An 18,704-nucleotide genomic window follows, 5' to 3' on the forward strand; every position below is an offset into this window, starting at 1 on the left:
GGGTCGAAAAATGCCCTGATAGTTGGTAAGCATACTGACTGCTGAGAGTGGAGGACAACGGAACGCCCTAATGGCTGATAGCCATATAATGTAGGTGGAGGAGAATGATGAATACAAGGGAAGGTTACGCAGAATTACAAGCAAGAATTTTGAGGGCGCGACGTGTGTGGAAACGCAGTCTCTTCTGGACAGGGTTTGCTATTGTCCTGACAGGCATTATCGCTTTAGTTGCGGGTGAAGCTATCATTGATTGGTTGATGCCGCTTCCAAGTCCTGTCCGTATTGCATTGTTAATAGTCGGTGTAGGCGTTACGGGTTACCTACTATATAAATATCTCGTTCAACCGCTCCGGGCATCACTCACGCTCCGTGATGTCGCCCTTAATGTTGAACGAAACCATCCCGACCTTGAGGATAGATTGATCAGTGCGATCGAATTCGGAGACCGGGAATCAACGGATCCAATTGAAGCGCACATGCTCCAACGCCTGTTGGCGGATACCACACAGCGGACGGAAGGGATTGATTTTAGAGCGACGGTTGATCACAGTCGCACTCGCAAGCATGTTGGCATTGCAGCTTTGGTTTTTGTTGGTTGTTGCGTCCTCTCACTCTTATTTCCGAAAGAAATACATACCAGCTTGCTCCGCGTATTCACCCCTTGGGAAAAAACCGACCCGATTTTAACGACGCACCTCACTGTTGAGCCGGGAAACGCTCGTATTCTACGAGGCAAGAGTTTACCCATTCATGTCACTGTCACCGGCAAGTCTGCTGAAAAGGTTGTTCTCGCTTATCAGGATACTCGTGAATCGGATCCCACTACTGCTGAAGTCGAAACAACCGAACAGCAGTCCAAAACTATGATTGGCATGTTGCGAAATCCGGAGGACAAGCGTGGGTTCGCTTATGAGATTTTCAATATTGATGCCGATATGGAATACTATATCGTCGCGAACGAGGTTACTTCGGAACGCTATACGGTCGAAGTATTTGATATGCCGAGAGTAACTGAAATATCTGTTGCTTACACATATCCAACCTATACCCGACTTAAACCTGTCGTGCAAACAGGGACAGGTGATATTCAGGCTGTCGTCGGCACGCGCGCAGAACTCAAAATTGTAACAAATAAAGCCATTCAAACCGCAAAGTTCACGCTTAAAACGGATACAAGGCAGGATTCTTTTTTTCAAAAATTAACAGAAACACCGGAACCCGAGCCAACACAAATGGTTATTTCTGATGGGAACACGCTGACAACAGCCATAGATGTTGTTGCGAACGGGAGATATACTGTTGAACTCCTATGTATTGATGGGTTCAACAACGAGATACCTATTGAATACAACATTAAGGCTGTTCCAGACGCTGCGCCTGAAGTCGTAATCAAGGAACCTGGGCGTGATATTAAAACTACAAAGTTAGGTGAAGTGGAAATTATTGCTGAGGCAACGGACGACTACGGTATCGCTGAATTAAAACTCAGATATCACATCGGTGCCGATGAATTGCAAAAGATTGCCCTTAATGCCAATGCCCCACCTTTAAGTGCTATTGAAGAAAAAGCGACGGACGATGCGTTTGTGCATCGTGTTTTAAATGGCAGCTACACTTTCTATATCGAAGAATTTGACGTGGAACCGGGTGATGTTATCTCTTACTACGCCCATGCCACTGATAATAACACACAGACCGGTCCTGGTGAAGCCAGCAGCGACATTTACTTCATCGAAATCCGACCCTTTAACGAGGATTTCCATGAAGGTGAATCAGAACAAGCGCAAGCACAAGCGGAACCAAATCCACTCGCGGGTATCATTGCCTCTCAGAAGCAGATTATCCGAGACACGTGGAAGCATACGAACGCTCAATCTACAACCAGTGAAGAATATCAGTCGGCTGTCAAGCAGACTGCTGACAAGCAAGCCGAATTAAAAGATAAAACGCAAAAGTTCGTAGATGAGTTGAGCGTGGCTATACAGACGACTGCGCAGGTCTCACCTGAGATTCTGATGAATTTGGAAGACGCTATTAGTAACATGGGTGAAGCAACGGACCATCTGAATGCCATCCAGCCGACTGAGGCGATACCGCCAGAGCAAAATGCTCTTGAACTCCTCATCAAAGTCAACCTTGAGATTCCCAAAGTACTCATGCAAATGCGGAGCAGTAATCCGCAAGCCGCCGAGGACCTTGAACTCGAGATGGAAGAATTGCAAAGTGAACTTGAGAATCAGCAGAATGAACTGGATATGGAAATGCAGGAACAGACACAAGAGATGTTAGATCAGGCGCGTCAGATGTTGCAGGAACAACAGCAGCTCAGTCAACAGAGCCAGCAATTAGGACGTGAAAGTGAACCTTCTCCGAGCGAGATGCAGCAGAATAGCCAGCAACAGGGACAGTTGTCACAACAGGCACAACAGATGGCACAGCAGCTCGGCACTATGCAACAGAGTGGGCAGGGGACACAAGGGGAACGCCTCAATCAAGCAGGTCAAGCGATGCAACAGGCTGGTGAACAGATGCAGGAAGCCTCGGAAGGCATGGAGCAACAGCAACCTCAGCTCAGTGCCGCCAAGGGAGAAAAGGCGGAAGAGCGGATTGAGGAGGCTATTGAGCAGTTGGAGAGGGTCGCCGCGGAGTTCACAGAAGATACGCTTGAGAGAACCGCACAACAGCTTCAGGAGTTGACAGAGGCGCAATCTGAGGTCCAACAACAGACACAGGAACTCAGAAGCCGCTCGCAACAGTCGGAAATGCGTCCTGAAGATTTCCGACGGGCATCTGAACTCGCTAACCAGCAGCGCGAACTTCAGCGAGATTTGGAAACACTCGAACGCGAATTGAGGAATCTTCAAACGCAACTCAACCCGGAAAATCCAGAGGCAGCCCAAAACGTAGGGGATGCTACAAGACGCTTCGCAGAGGAACAGACCTTGGAGGATATGTCAACCGCACAGCGTGCCTTGCAGTGGCGAAGCTTCCGAGCCGCTGATCAGAATCAGCAAGAGGCACTTGATGCACTCAATCAAGCGCAAGCCGATCTCCAACAGGCGCAAGCGAATATGGCAAACACTGAGGAAGAACAACTCGAAACTGCGCTCCAACAACTTCAGCAAGCGCGTGAACAGATGGAGGATATCCAACGCGAGCTTCAGGCGATGGAAGGGCAAGAACAGACGGAAGAACAGCAACGCCGTCAGCAACAACTCGCGCAACAGCAACAGCAGCTCGAAGAACGCCTGCAACAAGCACAACAAGCGATGCAAAGACAACAAAACCAGCAGCCCGGTCAGCAACCCGGACAAGACGGTGAAGCCGAAAATCAGGAAGCACGTGCTGGGGGTAGAGAGTCTGATCGCGAACTTAATGAACTCTGGCTCGGTATGCTTGATACGATGGACCACCGTCCTGGAAATCGTTCAAACCCGTTCCCTAATTATGAATTCGTTATTCGCGACCTGAATAAACTTGAAGCCGCACTTGAGGATCGGCTCAACACCCTTCAAGAGAAAAAACGACTCACACAAGTTGCTAAAGAGGGTGTCCCACCTGAATACCGAAGACTCGTTGATGACTATTACGAATCTTTATCACAATAATTGGCTGTCAGCAACCAGTTTTCAGCCAGAGATCGTTGTGGCAAGTAAGAACGTTTGCCACTGCCACACTAATTACTAACAGCTGATGGCTGATAGCCGAAAGCGAAAAAATATGGAACTTCAAGCTAAAAGTATTGTCAATCCGGGTGAGTTAGTCAGTTTGGACGATCACCCACCCGAATATACCGGAACTTACGAGAAGAAGGGTCAAACCAAGAAAAGACTTAAAAAGTTACATAAGCAACTCCTGGAACTTCAGGGATTGCTTTACGCTGAAAGCCAACATGCCCTGCTCATTATCCTGCAAGGCATGGATACATGCGGCAAAGATGGAACCATTCGGGGGGTGATGTCTGGCATCAACGTCCAAGGCTGCAATGTCGTTAATTTCAAAGTGCCAACCGCAGATGAACTCTCTCGAGATTTCTTATGGCGTGCCCACAGAGTCGTCCCATCGAAAGGAAAAATCGGCATCTTTAACCGCTCACACTATGAAGATGTCCTCGTTGTTCGGGTACATAACATTGTGCCGGAATCGGTCTGGTCGCAGCGTTATCAGCAAATCAACGATTTTGAGAGGATGCTCGTTGAAAGTGGAACGGTTGTTCTGAAATTTTTCCTTCATATCTCGAAAGATGAACAGAAACAACGGCTTGAATCTCGGATTAGCGATCCGACAAAACATTGGAAAGTCGAAGCATCTGATATTCGGGAACGCGCCTATTGGGACGACTACATGCAAGCGTTTGAGGTTATGCTCCAAAAATGTAGTACCGACTGGGCACCTTGGCATATCATCCCCGCGAATAAGAAGTGGTATCGGAACCTCGTTATTGCAGAGTGTGTTGTTGATGCACTCAAAAAACTCGACATGCAGTATCCTGAACCTAAGATTGATGTTACCCAACTCAGGATTGTTGATTGAAGCACCTTTAGCAATCGTTAAAAAACCTGCTTTAGGGCAAAAAAGGTTGCTAACTTTACCGAACACCTGCAAGGACAACGGACGCAGCAGCCCAGGAGCAATAGTTAAAAACATGGTTTCAGAACAGCAGTTAGCACAATTTGAAGAAGAAGGTTACCTCCTCCTTTCAGGATTGATTCCGAAAGAGACTGTCACAAAAGCAGAGCAGGCAATGTGGCAGATGATGGGAATGGATGCGGAAGACCCAGACTCATGGGGACAGTTTAAGCGTCCACACCTTGCCGGGTTTTACATGGAGAAAATGGGAGATGGAAAGCGGGTTGAGCTTTACGGTGTTACCCATCCCGATGTCTTAGCGTGTTGCACGCCTGATTACCTCACTATCCTTAAGCAACTCGCTTCCCGATATCCAGAGATCCCACATTGTGAAAGTCAACAGCCGGATGGTATCTGGGCACTGAATCAATTCCCCGTTTCAACCGATTGGAAAAACCCGTCACCCCATTTAGATGGCGATTTTCGGGATTTCCGATTGGATCCTGGAACCTTCCGCGCAACCAGTCTCACCTACCTCACTGATGCCAATTCGCACGGCGGGACGACGGTAATATGGCCCGAAGGTCCACAACGGATTCGTGAGTTTCGCAAGAAAAACCCGGAGTTCTCCAACCATGTCGGTGATATGAAAGCGCAGTTTCCAGAGATGGATTTAGGCGAGCCGATGGAGATCGTTGCTAAACAGGGGGATGTCCTCTTTTTCCACCATCTACTGCCGCATTCTGGCACAATGAATGTTGGAAGTTCCGCACGTTTCGCAATTCGATATATGTGCTTATGCCTCTCATGTCGTAAATGGGAGAAAAAAGGGGAGTGGAATCTCTGGATGCCCTGAAAAGTAGTAGGCAGACTCCGTTCTGCCGCACACAAATAGAAAAAACAATGAAACGAAGGAGTAAAAGATGATTCAAAAAAGTATTTCTGGTTGGTATTTTTTACTGGCTGTTGCTGTTGTCTTGAGTTTCGTTATTGTGCCAATTACAGTCGCACAAGAGGTCTTTGTGCGGACCGGTTTTGAGGAATTCACTGTCGGCGATACACCCGACGACTGGGAGGCAATTGGCGGAGACTTTGAGGTTACTAAGGACACCGTCAAAACCGATAAACAGGCACTCGCTATCTTAGCAGGTGCAGACGGGGATGGACTCGGTGTGCCTATAGAAACCGACAATCCTCTCATTTCTGCTGAATTCTGGATCTATGTTGAAGGGGGTGGACGCTCCTTGAATATTAAGCTCGCTTCTGCTGACAATATCGGTGAGAACAATGGCTGCACCTACATCAATTGGGACGCAGATATGGTTCGCCTCTACGACGGTGCTGCCTGGCAGCCCATTGGGGAATTTGAAACCGATACATGGAAGTACGTCCGCATCATCGCCGATTTTGAAAAAAGTGAATTTTCGTTCGCCTCAGGAGACGATAGGGACGATGCCTTGGGTGCCAAAGCAGAAGACGGCCTTCCGTTTCGGAACCCCGCACTCGGTCCCACCGCCAAGTGGTTCGCTTTCTATGTCTGGGGCATGGCCTCGCCAGCTTACTTCGACGATCTACTCGTCTATGAAGGCGCAGATGCACTCGATCTCGCCGTTGATCCCAGCCAAAAACTCACCACATTTTGGGGACAGGTTAAGCACGGGTTGTAAGAAAACGTGAATTGGGTATTTGTAGCATGATGCACGTTGCATCTGGGCGAGTACGCCGCAAACCTGTTAGGTTGTGCTACGTAGGAATATCTCTCGGTCTTGGAGATAAAAAATGAATAACAGCGAAACAGTTTGCCTGACACCAGCACAGCGGCTCCACTTCGACATCTACGGCTTTGTCCTATTAGAGGACGTCCTGAGTAGCGACGAAATCGAGCGCATGAAAGGGGCACTCTACAGAATGAAAGCCGACGACGACCTTGATGCCAAGCGGGTCTATGCCCGCGGGCAGCGCGAACACCATGTCCTTTTCGGCAACCTTGTTGCGTATGACCCAGCGTTGTTGGAATACGCCGCACATCCAAAACTCGTGCCACTGGTCGAAGAGGTCGTAGGCGGTGCTGTCCGTCTGGAAGAGACCGAAGCCATCATCAATAGCCGTAATCCAGAGACACCACTTGATGAACTCCACAAACGTCGCTATAATCCGACCGGCTTTCATCGTGGCACACAACACGGGTGGGGGACCTATGTAGAGCAGAACAAGTTCCACTGCATCTTTGTCAAAACACTCGCCTACCTCACCGATGTCGGTCCAGACGACGGCGGGACGTGTGTTATCCCCGGAAGCCACCGATTGACGTGGGATCAGAGCGAAATGGTTGAGGCTGCACTATCCGATGACAAACTCATCTACCAAGTCGAGGCATCAGCCGGTTCCGTGCTGCTTTTTGCCGAAGCATTGATTCACAGCACGACTGCTATCCGTAGCGACAAAGAGCGTGTTATCCTTATCTCCGGCTACACACCCCCGATGGTACGCGAATGGCCCGGTAACGAAGTTAGTCCCGAATTTATTAAGACCTTACCGGAGGACATCCGTCCCCTCATTTCAGGAAGCGACAGTTGGCACTGGAAACGGCGGTATTGATTTATTATTTTTCCCGTAAACGTGCTTTCCAAACGTATTCTCATTATTGATATTTGAGCTCTCCCCATGTGATGGCGAGTTTGCCATTCAGTTCTACGGGGAGAATGCCCGGACCACCGTTCGGTATATTCGTTCCTGTGATTTCAACATCGTCAAACCGAGCTTGTGCGCGGACAACCATAAGTCCGGCTTTCCCGTTTTTTATCGGATCTCTATCAACAGCAGTGAACATCACATTATCAATTTGAAATTTAATTTTCCCTCGGCTATCAATAGAGGCAGCTAGTTCATACCACGTATCCAGTTTTGCTGCGAAATCGAACTCACCCAATGTACTTGTACCTGCTTCGCTCATTTTTGTGATATGGACGAGTTTCTGAGGATACAAAATTCGGAGAACGTAGAAGGAAAATTTCTCCCACTCATGATGGAGTATAATTCCAACGGTAGCCGGTTCGCCTTTCGCTTTAACTAATTTGGCTTTGCATGAAAACGAATAGTTTCTCCAAGCGACTTCACCTGTTGCCAATATACTCGGGGTATTGGGTTTAAACGTTTCACATACTGCTTCACCCCTATTAATCCACCATTTCGCATCTTCGCCACGCGTATTAATGATCTCCCATCCTTGTGTGTTGTCGTCTTCAAAAGCGTCTGTCCATGTGCCAGCAAAACTCTGTTGGTTGAAGACAATAGTGCATGCAACAATGTGAAAGAAGTATAGAAAACTTCTAAACCTTTTAGATGTCATTACCTTTTCCCTTCATCTTTCATCTTATGCCCCCGAAGTCCGTGGCATCCATAACGGTTCTTTCCCCATCTCCGCGAACAGCAGCTTCATCACCAAATCCGCTTTCAACTCGGCATGCTCAGCAGAATTCCACAGGTTATTGACTTCTCCAGGATCCGCTTTCAGATCAAACAACTCACCGTAGTCTCGGTTGTAATAGACGGTCAACTTGTAACGATCATTGACGTAAGTTTTGACGTGTACAGTTGTCGGTTCATGGCGATTTTCGACAATAATATGGTCGCGTGCCGCTTCTGACTGTCCGTACCAGACCGGAGTCTGATCTACACCCGTCATCGGACGCGGAATGTCAATACCAGTCGCACTCAGGAACGACGGAGCCAAGTCTACCAACGTCTGTAACGCCTCGGACCGTCTCCCAGCAGGCACAACACCCGGATACCGCGCAATAAACGGAACGCGGATAACATCTTCATAGTGAAATGCCCCTTTCGCGACGAGTCCGTGCTGTCCATAAAAGTGTCCATGATCAGAAGTGAACACAACCAGTGTATTATCTGCCAATCCGAGTTCATCGAGTTTCGCCAGGATCTTTCCGATGTATTTATCCATCAGACTCACCATCCCATAGTAGACAGCAATATCTTTAGCGAGTTCATCTCGATCGCGTAAATGTGAGTTGAATCCATGTACTCCTTTCCCACTTTCACGCCAAGCCGAGAAGTCCGGTTTTTGTTGTTGTGTCAATTGGAAATGGGGTGGGTTGTTATCGTGTTCCCCTTCTGTTACAGACGGCACTGTTAATGCTGACGGGTCGTACATCGTATCCCACGGTTCAGGAACAAGATATTTCGGGTGTGGATCAAAGAAACTTGCCCAGAGGAAAAAGTTTTCATCGTTCTGTTGATACCTTTCCATGAGGGCATTCGTACGTTCGGCGATCCAAGTATCGTAATGGTATGCCTCTGGGATTGGCCACTTTCGGTACTGACCACGCGTATTTCCAGTCGGCGGTAGGAAATAGTCGCGCCAATTCGTCAAACCGTTCTCTTCCATCCAGATGGCATAGTGCTGTCCGACGTGTGCCTCATCGGTGTGGTTACGCGCAAGTTCAACGTGTTCAAACCCATAAAATGGCTCGTTGAAGCTCCGCCAAAAGTCCAAATCTTGGAGAATCGGATAGGATTCGAGAGACGGAAATTCTTCAGTGCCATGGAGCGGTTGAAAGTGTGCTTTTCCGACGAGAGCCGTGCGGTAACCTGCGTCTGTGAAATCTTCACCGACAGTATGTTCATCTTCAGAGAGTTTTGTCCCCAAGGACCAAGCACCGTGCTGACTCGGGTACTTCCCGGTGATAATAGAGGCGCGCGTCGGCGTACAGGTGGGGTTCGGGCAATAGGCTCTATTGAAAAGCGTACCTTGCGCTGCCAATGCGTCCAAGTGCGGGGTCTGAATTTCAGGATTAAGACATCCGAGGGTGTTCCAATGCTGTTGGTCGCTGGTGATGAGTAGGATATTCGGTCTGGTTTTAGTTGCCATAATTTTCGCGTAGCCTGCAAGCGAAAACTTGCGCTACAGAAGTCCTTTGTGATGTATGTGTTGGTGAGAATCAGCATATCAGTTTACGAGGAATAATTCAAGAGGAATGCTATAGACTTGATTAAATTCGTTTGACACCCTTTCCGAAATGTGTTACGCTTTTAGACAGCATCGCGATAAAGGAAGGCGAATGGACAGAGAAAATCAAAACGAACCAAATACAGTTGATGAAATACTCCGGAAAATAGAAGCGAAAGCGAACACCGGGAATTATCTTTACCGCGGTGAGCCTGAACGCCATGAGGAAGAGCCTTATTTTGGTAAAGTTTCTTCAAACTTCTATCGCGAGTTTTTGAAGGATGACGACTTTGATGTCTCGGCAAAATACTTTGATATAGAGGCATTCCAAGAAGTACTGTTGACCTCAGCTAATAGGTTTTCGCGTGAACCGATTAGCGAGCTTGAACGCTTATCTGAAATTCAACACTATGGCGGAAAAACAAACCTTATTGATTTCACAACGGATTATCTTATTGCACTTTTCATGGCTTGTGATGGTTCCCGGAGTAAAGATGGTAGAGTTATATTGCAAAAAAAGGAACAAATAGATCCATACATTCAGGAATCTTATGAACCAATAAATCGTGTTATTGCCCAGAAGAGCGTGTTTGTTCGACATCCAGATGGTTTTATTGAACCCAACGAGGACGATATTATCAATATTCCAGCTGATCTCAAGCAACCTATACTAATACACCTGCGAAATTCCCACGGTATATCTGTTGAAACTATTTACAACGATATCCATGGCTTTATCAAAGATCAAACCATCCGCATAGAAGTCTACATGGCAATTTACAAAGGTCTAATCCAGGAGCAAAAAGGGAGTGTAGAAAATGGTGACTCCAACGCAGATGGCGCCTTATGAAGAAGCTGTCAAGCACTATAGCAGAGCCATTGACTTGCGACCAAACTTCGCCTTATCTTACATCTACCGTGGTAATGTTTACCGTAAAATGGGCGAGTTTGACCTTGCCATTAACGACTATACAGAAGCCATTTTCTGGACCCGCCAGCCTGCCAGGGCCTATCACGGTCGCGGTATGGCACACGGTGCTAAAGGGGACATTGACAAAGCAATTGAAGACTTCACGAAGGCAATCCAATACGAACCCGATCACCCCGAAGCGTATTACCATCGCGGCCACGCCTATAACAGCATAGGCGAAACTGATCTTGCTATTGCAGATTGTGATAGGTCGATACGGCTTAATCCTGATATTGCTGAAGCCTATCTCGTTCGAGGCAACGCTTACAGAGATAAAGATGAACTTGATTTCGCTATTATGGATTATAGCAAGGCATTACGACTCAAGCCGAATTTTGCTGAGGTCTACGCTATTCGCGGTAATGCTTATAGCAGCAAGGGTGAAGGTGATAAAGCTATTGCAGACTATAGCAAGGCGATAGAGTTGAGACCCAATTACTTGCCAGTCTATGTTATGAGAGGGCACATTCACTTACTTAAAGGCGATTTTGACTCCGCTATCGCAGACTGCCAAAAGTTAATAGAACTCGATCCGAATGCTGCTCATCCTTATGTCACCCGCGCAACTGCTCATAGTCTTAGGGGAGATTTTGACTCCGCTATCGCAGATTGTGAAAAAGCGTTGGAACGCAATTCCAATGCTGCGGATGCACATCTGATTTTGGGTATGGCTTTCGACAACACAGGCGAAGTGAATTCGGCAATTGAAAGTTACACAAAAGCAATACAATTACACCCCAATTACCGCAATGCCTATTATGAACGAGGCAATGCGTACAGCAATAAAGGCGAATTTGACAACGCTATCGCGGACTATACGGAAGTAATTCGATATGTTCCAAATCACGCCGAGTGCTATTTTAATCGTGGTATTGCTTATAGCAGAAGAAAGGAATTTGATTTAGCCATTATAGATTATGCTACGGTTATTCAACTTCAACCGGATCATATTCCATCCTATATTAATCGTGGCATCGCTTATAGTAACAAAGGTGATTTCGACAATGCTATCGCGGATTATACAAGCGCGATACAAATTGATCCAAAATTTGCTGTGCCTTATCATAATCGCGGTAATGTTTACTTACTCAAAAGTGATTTTGACTCGGCGATTACGGATTACACCGTGGCTATACAACTTGATCCTAATGATGCAAGGACCTATGCCAGTCGGGGAGCAATTTACGGTATTGTAGGAGAGGTAGACAAAGCGATTAACGACTGCACGAAGGCAATAGAACTTCGTCTCTATCATGCGGATATCTATTTCAATCGTGCTATTGGTTACAATAGCGTGGGAAAACTTGATTTGGCTATCAAAGACTATACAAAAGTGATAGAGATCAATCCAGGGCATTTCAGAGCCTATGTTAATCGCGGTGTTACTTATGGTGATATAGGTGAAGTGGATTTAGCGATTAATGACTTAAACAAGGCAATAAAACTGAATCCAGACAATGCTACAGCTTATAATAATATTGGCAATGTTTACGGCAACGAAGGGGATTTTGACTCGGCTATTGCGAATTATAGTAAGGCGATAGAATTGAATCCAAATGATCCAGCATTTTATCACAATCGCGGTCTGGCTTACTTCAGCAATAACGAGTTTAGTCGAGCACGCGAAGACTATACGAAAGTACTAAAATTAGATTCCGATTATGCACCAGCCTATTACAATCGCGCAATGGCTTGGCTACACCAACAAGAATGGAAGAAAGCCAAAGCAAGCTTAACACAGGCAGCGGACAAAGGCATAGATATTACTGCTGTTTTTGGCGGCGACTATCAAAGTGTTGCTAGCTTTGAAAAGCAAACTGGCGTTAAATTGCCAAAAGATATTGCTGCAATGTTAAGAGAGAAAAAGGAACAGATTTCCATTTCACCTATAGAAGAAAATCCGTTTGGTTTTCAAAGCAAAATGGTATCGTATTCATCTGAAAGTTTTACAGGAATGTCTCTGCAACAACCAGAAAAACCTTCAACGCCATCCATACCAGCTGGCTTGCTTCAACCTCAAAGTCAAAGATCGCCCAGCCTATTTGCCAGTTAAAGTGTTAAAGTGAGTTAACTCCAGGTTTATTAATGTGGAGTCTCTTGATGTCCCGTTCAACCGAAAAACGCCCCAATCTCGTCTATGTGTTCGCCGACCAACTCCGCTATCAGTCGTGTGGCTACGCCGGAGATACCCGCGCACGGACACCTCATATCGACCAACTTGCAGCAGAGAGTGCAAATTTCTGCAACGCTGTCTCTGGGAGTCCGATGTGTGCACCCTATCGCGCTTCGCTCTTCACCGGAAAATATGCCAGTAGCACCGGTATGGCGATTAATGAACTCCGAATGAACCCAAATCACGACTGTTTTGGGCATGTCCTGCATCGCAACGGCTACCAGACGAGTTACATCGGAAAATGGCATCTATGGGCTAATCAATTGGGAAGGCACAACGATCCAAGGAATTCTTACATCCCACCCGGACCCTATCGACTCGGTTTCGATGGAGAGTGGTCGGCATACAATTTTCATCATCTCTATTTCGATGCCTATTACCACAAGGACGCGCCTGAGAAAATCGTCCTTCCTGGATATGAACCCGATGGGCAGACCGATTTGGCAATCGACTACCTACAACGCGCAGCAACAACAGATGATCCCTTCGCGCTTTTCCTCTCAATCGGAACACCACACGATCCATGGACACAAGACAATGTTCCAAATGAGGATTATGAGTTGTTCCGGGGTGTTGACTTCCCCTTACCGCTAAACTATCGAGACGAAAACGACCCCTATGGTGATACATGGGCGATTATGTCCGCCGCGGAACGCGCTAAACTCCCTGAGTGGATGCGCGTCTATTACGCGATGACCACCAATCTGGATCGGAATGTTGGGCGGTTGCTCCGTGCAGTTGACGACTTAGGATTGCGTGACAACACAATTTTCGTCTTTACCTCCGACCACGGGGAGATGTTCGGCGCGCAAGGTCGCCGCGCCAAGAACATCTTTTATGAAGAGGCGGTACGGGTGCCGTTTCTGGTGCGATGGCAGGGACAGATTCCAGAAGCACACATCTCGGATGCATGCCTAAATACACCGGATATTATGCCGACGCTGCTCTCGATGATGGACCTCCCAATTCCAGCGGATGTTGAAGGCACGGATTTAAGCCGCGCCGCTTTTAATCAATCGACGGACGAACCCGATGCAGCGTTTATGCAAGGCATGGGGTGTACGGCGAAATGGGAAGACGGTTATGAGTGGCGGGCGCTCCGCACGAAGCAGTATACCTACGCCGTTCACCGTCCGGATAGGAGCGAGAAACTCTTTGATAACCTCGCCGACCCGTTCCAAACCCGTAACCTGATTGATGAACCCACAGCCACTGAACTCCGAGAGCAATTCCGGGGAATGCTAAAACAGCGTATGGATACCCTCAACGACACCTTTGAGGCGTGTACGTGGTATCGCGATAATTGGACTGAAGACCGAATTATCTTACGTACCGCTACATTATAGACATATCACCAGAAACTTTAGGAGAAGTCTGTAAGCGGACTAAATCAAATTCGTTTGAAATCCTCTCAATAAACCTGTTATGATTAAAAGAAAAAGGAGATAGATGCTATGGATAGAATCACTTTTAATTCTGATCAGTGTGGGGGCCGTCCTTGTATTCGCGGTATGCGGATTCGGGTAACAGATGTCTTAGATTTGTTGGCGAGCGGTCTCTCTTTTCAGGAAATTCTTGATGAAATGCCAGCCTTGGAATACGAAGACATCGTCGCTTGTCTCCAATTCGCCTCACGCAAAATTAACCATCCTGTAATTGCTGCATGAAGTTTTGGATCGACGGGCAACTTTCTCCTGCACTCGCCCCTTGGCTCAAGGACACCTTACGTCTTAAACCCAGCCGCTGCGCCCCGTTTATGATATAGATTTCTTCACATAGTTAAACCAGCGCGCAGTCCGCAGGAACGGCACGAGTGCCTGTAACGCTTCAGCAGTCCCAATCCGACTCAATGCTTCGGAGGAAAAACCACGCACGTATGCCGAATCACTCAGCAATGCCTCGCGCAACGCCGGAACCGCTTCAGTCGCATCCGGTCCGATACGGGTCAATGCTTGTGCCGCGAAGAACGCTAAATCCGTATCTTCGCGATCTGCCAGAACCCGTACCAACGCCGGAACCGTTTTCGACACGGGGACTTTAATCATACCCAATGCCGAGGTTGCATGCCGCCGCACCTCTTCCGATTCATCTGTCAGCAACGCAATAAGCCCATCAACTGCCTCTGCTGCAACTGGACCCATTTCACCCAACGCATAAACCGTTGACGCGCGGACGTTCTCGCGTTCATCTTTCAATGCGGCTATGAGTGCAGGCACCCCTGATGCACCAATCGCTGCGAGTCCGTGCGCTGGGTCGCAGATGTGGAGAATCGGCTCCATCTCAAACGCCTCTTTTTCTGAATCAAGCGCGTCGATGAGGGGTTCGACAGCTGGTTTTCCAATCGCACCGAGCGCATAGATGGCGTTCCGCCGTACCGGTTCGTAACTATCGTTGAGCGCATCAACGAGCGCAGGGATCGCCTCAGCAGCATCTATGCCTCCGATAAAGCCCAATTCGCTGGCGGCCTTCATACGGACATTTGGATCGTCTGCCTTCAACGCCGCAACTGCTGACGCTATATCCATTGTCGTGTCTGGACGGTCAGTTTCATACAAATCCGTCTTTCCGTACATCCAATTCCACATATAGGTCCAGAGAATCTCTGCATCGTAAGGGACATGGTTGATTTCAGGCGGTTGCCAGATGGAGGTTTTACTATTCCATGAAGGTGCCGTCGGCTGTTCCGTACGCATAAACACGAATTTCATACCGTACCGGTTCAGCGAGACGTAGTTCTGGAGGAATGAATGCACCATATCGAAGTGCATAATCCATACCGTACCGAGTTCACCGGACATCGGGACGAGATTTCGATTCAGGAAATCCTCAGAGAGCAGTCGCGTCCCATTTCCGCCTTCAGCGTGCATTTCGTGCCGCTCGCGTTCACCCTCCAGCATAAATTCTCGGATGTACTGCGTCCCCGGAATGATACACGTCGGCCCCTGCTCCGCAAGACAGGGCTGCGGATAGTAGAAAAGGATCGCCCAACGCGGCGTTCGATGCCGTGGGCGTTTTCCACCGGCGTGTCCATCTTTATGGAGCGGCATCATCAACCGTTCCTCGCCATTCTCTTTCCCAGTTGGTGTGCTTCCGGCGAAATTGGGATGGCAGTGCCGATGCGGATGCATGACATACCCATTCCCCAAAATACTCGTAAGCGCGCCCCGTACTTCTGGAGATTCCAAAACTATCTGAAGTTCCGGGACCAAAGGTAGAATGTTATTGAGTGGGTTATGCTGCCTATCGCCTCGAAAATCCGTCGTGCCAGCGAAGAGTTCATCCGTTTTATCATAGATGGTTTCATGGATGTGCGTCGGTACGTCGGCAGTAACATTGACATATCCATTCACAATGAAATGGCGAATGTCTTCATCGTTTAGAAGTTGCTGTTTAACTGTTGTCATACGCCCTTTTTCTCTCAATTTCTTTTTGATCGTTTAATGGGTATTGGCTATCCGCTAATCACTAACCGCTAATTGCCACTTAATACCACGCTGCTTTGTTGACGACATTTTGCAACGGCGCACCTTCAGCGAACCGACGGGCATTTTCCAGAAGCACCTCAAATCGCCGTTCAGGAAGGTTCTCTGCGTCTTTTACAGCGATATGTGGCGTTATTAACACATTGGGCAACTGCCACAATCGACTGTCCGCAGGTAGCGGTTCAACTTCAAATACGTCCAAACCACAACCCGCAATGGCCCCTTGTTCAAGTGCTGCAATAAGGTCGGCAAGTTTTATCGTCTTACCGCGTCCGATATTAACAAAGTACGCTGTGTTTTTCATCAAGGCGAAACGGTCTTTATGCCACATCCCTTCCGTGTCAGGTGTATGCGGTGTTGTCGCTATCACAAAGTCAGCGCGCGGAAGGAGCGAATCTAACGCTGCGGGTTCGTGTTTCTCGACAAAAGGCACCTCGTATTCCCACCTTGGATCAACACCGATAACCTCCATCCCGAATTCGTTGCAGAGTCGAGCGGTTTCGTGCCCGATACCACCGACCCCAACAATCAATGCAGTCGCTTCCGCGAGGTCAATGTAGCCATGTTTACGTGCGTCCTTATCCCAGATCCCCTCGCGTTGTGCATCCATGTAGTAGGGCAGCCCTCGCGAAAGCGCAAGCACAAACATCATGATGTGATGTGCGATATGGTCGTTGTAGATACCGCGTGGATTACAGGCGACGACTGGATGCTCAATCAGTGCGGGATAGTAGAAGCCCGGGAAAGGACCTGCCGCAGGATTCTGCAACCATCGCAGATTTTTCGCCAACGGCAATTGCTCCGGCGACACCCAACCGTAGACAGCATCTGCATCGGGGAGGTGTTCGGCTACCGCGTTGTCTGTCTCCGGCAGGACAACGGTGTATACAGGCAATTCGTTCTGCAGGCGTTCAGCCCATTCGTGTAATTCGGCGTTCTGTGGTGGCATGATAATAAGTTTTGGCACGGGTTCTGTTCCTCTCTGTAATTTTTATGTCTAAGATGCGCCTATTTTAGCATAGGGTCATCGGAAAATCAAGACTTGTTAAAAACTTGATTTTCTGCTGGATTTTGCTATAATAGAAATGTTGATAAATGCTGAAATACTTCAACTCAAAACCTTAAGAAAATTTTATGTCTGCACCAGTAAAAATCAACTTCGACAAAGGCACCCTCATCCTTCAGGATGTTCCGAAGGATATCCAATTACATCTGCCTGACCTCCGATGGGACGAGCGGACACTCACCTTCCGAGCACCCGCGTATCGCTATCGACATATCGTTTCCCAATTGCGCGCACACAATATCCCCTATCAAGACACAGCACGACAGTTCACAGTCGAACCCTTCACGTTCCAAAAAGAGATGACACCGTACCCTTACCAGACCGAAGCCGTTGATGCATGGCACGCCAACGGCAAACGCGGTGTGATCAGTCTACCGACAGGCGCAGGAAAAACCTTCATTGCAATCCTGCTCATCGCCGATACACAACGTCCCACACTCGTGCATGTTCCGACAATCGACCTGATGCACCAATGGTATACTGTCTTGAAAGAGCATTTCGGACAAGAGGTAGGACTTTACGGCGGCGGCGAACATGAATTGCGGGATCTCACTGTGACGACCTATCAATCCGCTGTCATGCACGCCCCTCACTACGGAAATCGATTCGGTTTCGCCATTTTCGACGAATGCCATCATCTCCCCGGAGACCAGTATCAATACGCCGCAATCAGCAGCATCGCTCCCTTTCGGTTGGGATTGACAGCCACGCCCGAACGCGTTGATGGGAAAGAGAGTCGGCTCTACGCACTCCTCGGCGAGTGCTGCTATGAAGCAAAGGTGCAGGAACTTTCCGGGAAGACGCTTTCTGAGTACCGCGTTGTGACTATAGCAGTCGAGATGGAAGACACAGAACGCGTCCAATACGAGGAAGCGCGCCGCACCTACTTAGGCTTTCTCAAACGGTTGAAAATCAATATGGGTACCCCGCGCGGATGGCATACCTTTCTCTGGAGAGCCTCGCAAACCGATGAAGGACGCGCTGCTTTCAAGGCATACCTCACCCAAAAGCAGCTCAGTTTTGCCTCTACCACGAAACAGGAATGGGTCTGGAAACTGATTCAGAGACACCGCGGTGATCGGATTCTCATCTTTACACAGGATAACGACACAGCCTACCAACTCGGCACGCGTTTCTTTCTACCAGTCCTCACACATCAGACAAAACTCAAAGAACGGAACGCCTTTTTAAACGGATTTCGAGATGGCACCTATTCCATCTTGGTCACCTCGAAAGTGCTGAACGAGGGTGTAGATGTCCCAGAAGCGAATGTCGCTATCATCGTTTCAGGGAGCGGGAGCGTACGGGAACACGTACAGCGGTTAGGACGTATCCTCCGCAAACGCGAGGGCAAACAGGCAGTGCTTTACGAACTCATCTCCAAACAGACAGGCGAACATTTTGTCAACAAACGGCGGAGACAACACCACGCCTATCAAGGTAGGGCGGGTTTGTAACCCCGACCTTTCTTAGCATCT

Annotated in this window: 14 protein-coding genes; 10 read left to right on the top strand and 4 right to left on the bottom strand. The window is 48.2% G+C overall.

Features of this window, described 5'->3' with window-relative positions:
* The first annotated feature begins 104 nt into the window (after nucleotides 1–104).
* The 5 genes from OXN25_05770 (at nucleotide 105) to OXN25_05790 (ending at nucleotide 7,167) form a co-directional block, all read left to right on the top strand.
* Nucleotides 105–3,608 carry a hypothetical protein gene (locus tag OXN25_05770; protein ID MDE0424356.1) on the top strand — a complete coding sequence of 1,168 codons (3,504 nt, stop codon included), beginning with the start codon at nucleotides 105–107 and terminating at the stop codon, nucleotides 3,606–3,608.
* Nucleotides 3,609–3,720: 112 nt separating this feature from the next.
* On the top strand, nucleotides 3,721–4,533 hold the full coding sequence (locus OXN25_05775) for a polyphosphate kinase 2 family protein (protein MDE0424357.1): 813 nt from the start codon (nucleotides 3,721–3,723) through the stop codon (nucleotides 4,531–4,533).
* Nucleotides 4,534–4,645: 112 nt separating this feature from the next.
* The gene (locus tag OXN25_05780) at nucleotides 4,646–5,425 is read left to right on the top strand and encodes a phytanoyl-CoA dioxygenase family protein (GenBank protein ID MDE0424358.1); all 780 of its coding nucleotides are present in this window, start codon (nucleotides 4,646–4,648) and stop codon (nucleotides 5,423–5,425) included.
* A gap of 67 nt (nucleotides 5,426–5,492) precedes the next feature.
* Nucleotides 5,493–6,236 (top strand): hypothetical protein, encoded by a 744-nt coding sequence (locus tag OXN25_05785; GenBank protein MDE0424359.1) that lies wholly within the window; start codon nucleotides 5,493–5,495, stop codon nucleotides 6,234–6,236.
* Between the two features lie 112 nt (nucleotides 6,237–6,348).
* Nucleotides 6,349–7,167, top strand: a complete 819-nt coding sequence (locus OXN25_05790; GenBank protein ID MDE0424360.1) for a phytanoyl-CoA dioxygenase family protein — start codon at nucleotides 6,349–6,351, stop codon at nucleotides 7,165–7,167.
* Between the two features lie 43 nt (nucleotides 7,168–7,210).
* On the opposite strand, the gene OXN25_05795 is transcribed toward OXN25_05790, so the two are convergent.
* A complete protein-coding gene (locus OXN25_05795; GenBank protein ID MDE0424361.1) occupies nucleotides 7,211–7,918 on the bottom strand; it encodes a hypothetical protein in 708 nt (235 codons plus the stop codon).
* A gap of 24 nt (nucleotides 7,919–7,942) precedes the next feature.
* Nucleotides 7,943–9,457: a sulfatase-like hydrolase/transferase gene (locus OXN25_05800; protein MDE0424362.1), complete on the bottom strand. Its 1,515-nt coding sequence runs from the start codon at nucleotides 9,455–9,457 to the stop codon at nucleotides 7,943–7,945.
* Nucleotides 9,458–9,647: 190 nt separating this feature from the next.
* On the opposite strand from OXN25_05800, the gene OXN25_05805 reads away from it, so the two are divergent.
* From OXN25_05805 to OXN25_05820, 4 genes are all read left to right on the top strand, one after another.
* A complete protein-coding gene (locus OXN25_05805; GenBank protein MDE0424363.1) occupies nucleotides 9,648–10,385 on the top strand; it encodes an FRG domain-containing protein in 738 nt (245 codons plus the stop codon).
* Nucleotides 10,372–12,558: a tetratricopeptide repeat protein gene (locus tag OXN25_05810; protein ID MDE0424364.1), complete on the top strand. Its 2,187-nt coding sequence runs from the start codon at nucleotides 10,372–10,374 to the stop codon at nucleotides 12,556–12,558. Before OXN25_05805 ends, OXN25_05810 begins: the two co-directional genes overlap by 14 nt.
* 47 nt (nucleotides 12,559–12,605) lie before the next feature.
* A complete protein-coding gene (locus OXN25_05815) occupies nucleotides 12,606–14,024 on the top strand; it encodes a sulfatase (protein ID MDE0424365.1) in 1,419 nt (472 codons plus the stop codon).
* Nucleotides 14,025–14,132: 108 nt separating this feature from the next.
* Nucleotides 14,133–14,345 (top strand): DUF433 domain-containing protein, encoded by a 213-nt coding sequence (locus tag OXN25_05820; protein ID MDE0424366.1) that lies wholly within the window; start codon nucleotides 14,133–14,135, stop codon nucleotides 14,343–14,345.
* An 87-nt stretch (nucleotides 14,346–14,432) separates the two neighbouring features.
* On the opposite strand, the gene OXN25_05825 is transcribed toward OXN25_05820, so the two are convergent.
* Nucleotides 14,433–16,082 (bottom strand): HEAT repeat domain-containing protein, encoded by a 1,650-nt coding sequence (locus OXN25_05825; GenBank protein ID MDE0424367.1) that lies wholly within the window; start codon nucleotides 16,080–16,082, stop codon nucleotides 14,433–14,435.
* Nucleotides 16,083–16,161: 79 nt separating this feature from the next.
* Nucleotides 16,162–17,127 carry a D-2-hydroxyacid dehydrogenase gene (locus OXN25_05830; protein ID MDE0424368.1) on the bottom strand — a complete coding sequence of 322 codons (966 nt, stop codon included), beginning with the start codon at nucleotides 17,125–17,127 and terminating at the stop codon, nucleotides 16,162–16,164.
* A 167-nt stretch (nucleotides 17,128–17,294) separates the two neighbouring features.
* On the opposite strand from OXN25_05830, the gene OXN25_05835 reads away from it, so the two are divergent.
* Nucleotides 17,295–18,683, top strand: coding sequence for a DEAD/DEAH box helicase family protein (locus OXN25_05835; GenBank protein MDE0424369.1), 1,389 nt, complete (start codon nucleotides 17,295–17,297; stop codon nucleotides 18,681–18,683).
* Nucleotides 18,684–18,704 lie beyond the last annotated feature (21 nt).

This window comes from Candidatus Poribacteria bacterium, assembly GCA_028820845.1.
Lineage (GTDB): Bacteria > Poribacteria > WGA-4E > WGA-4E > WGA-3G > WGA-3G.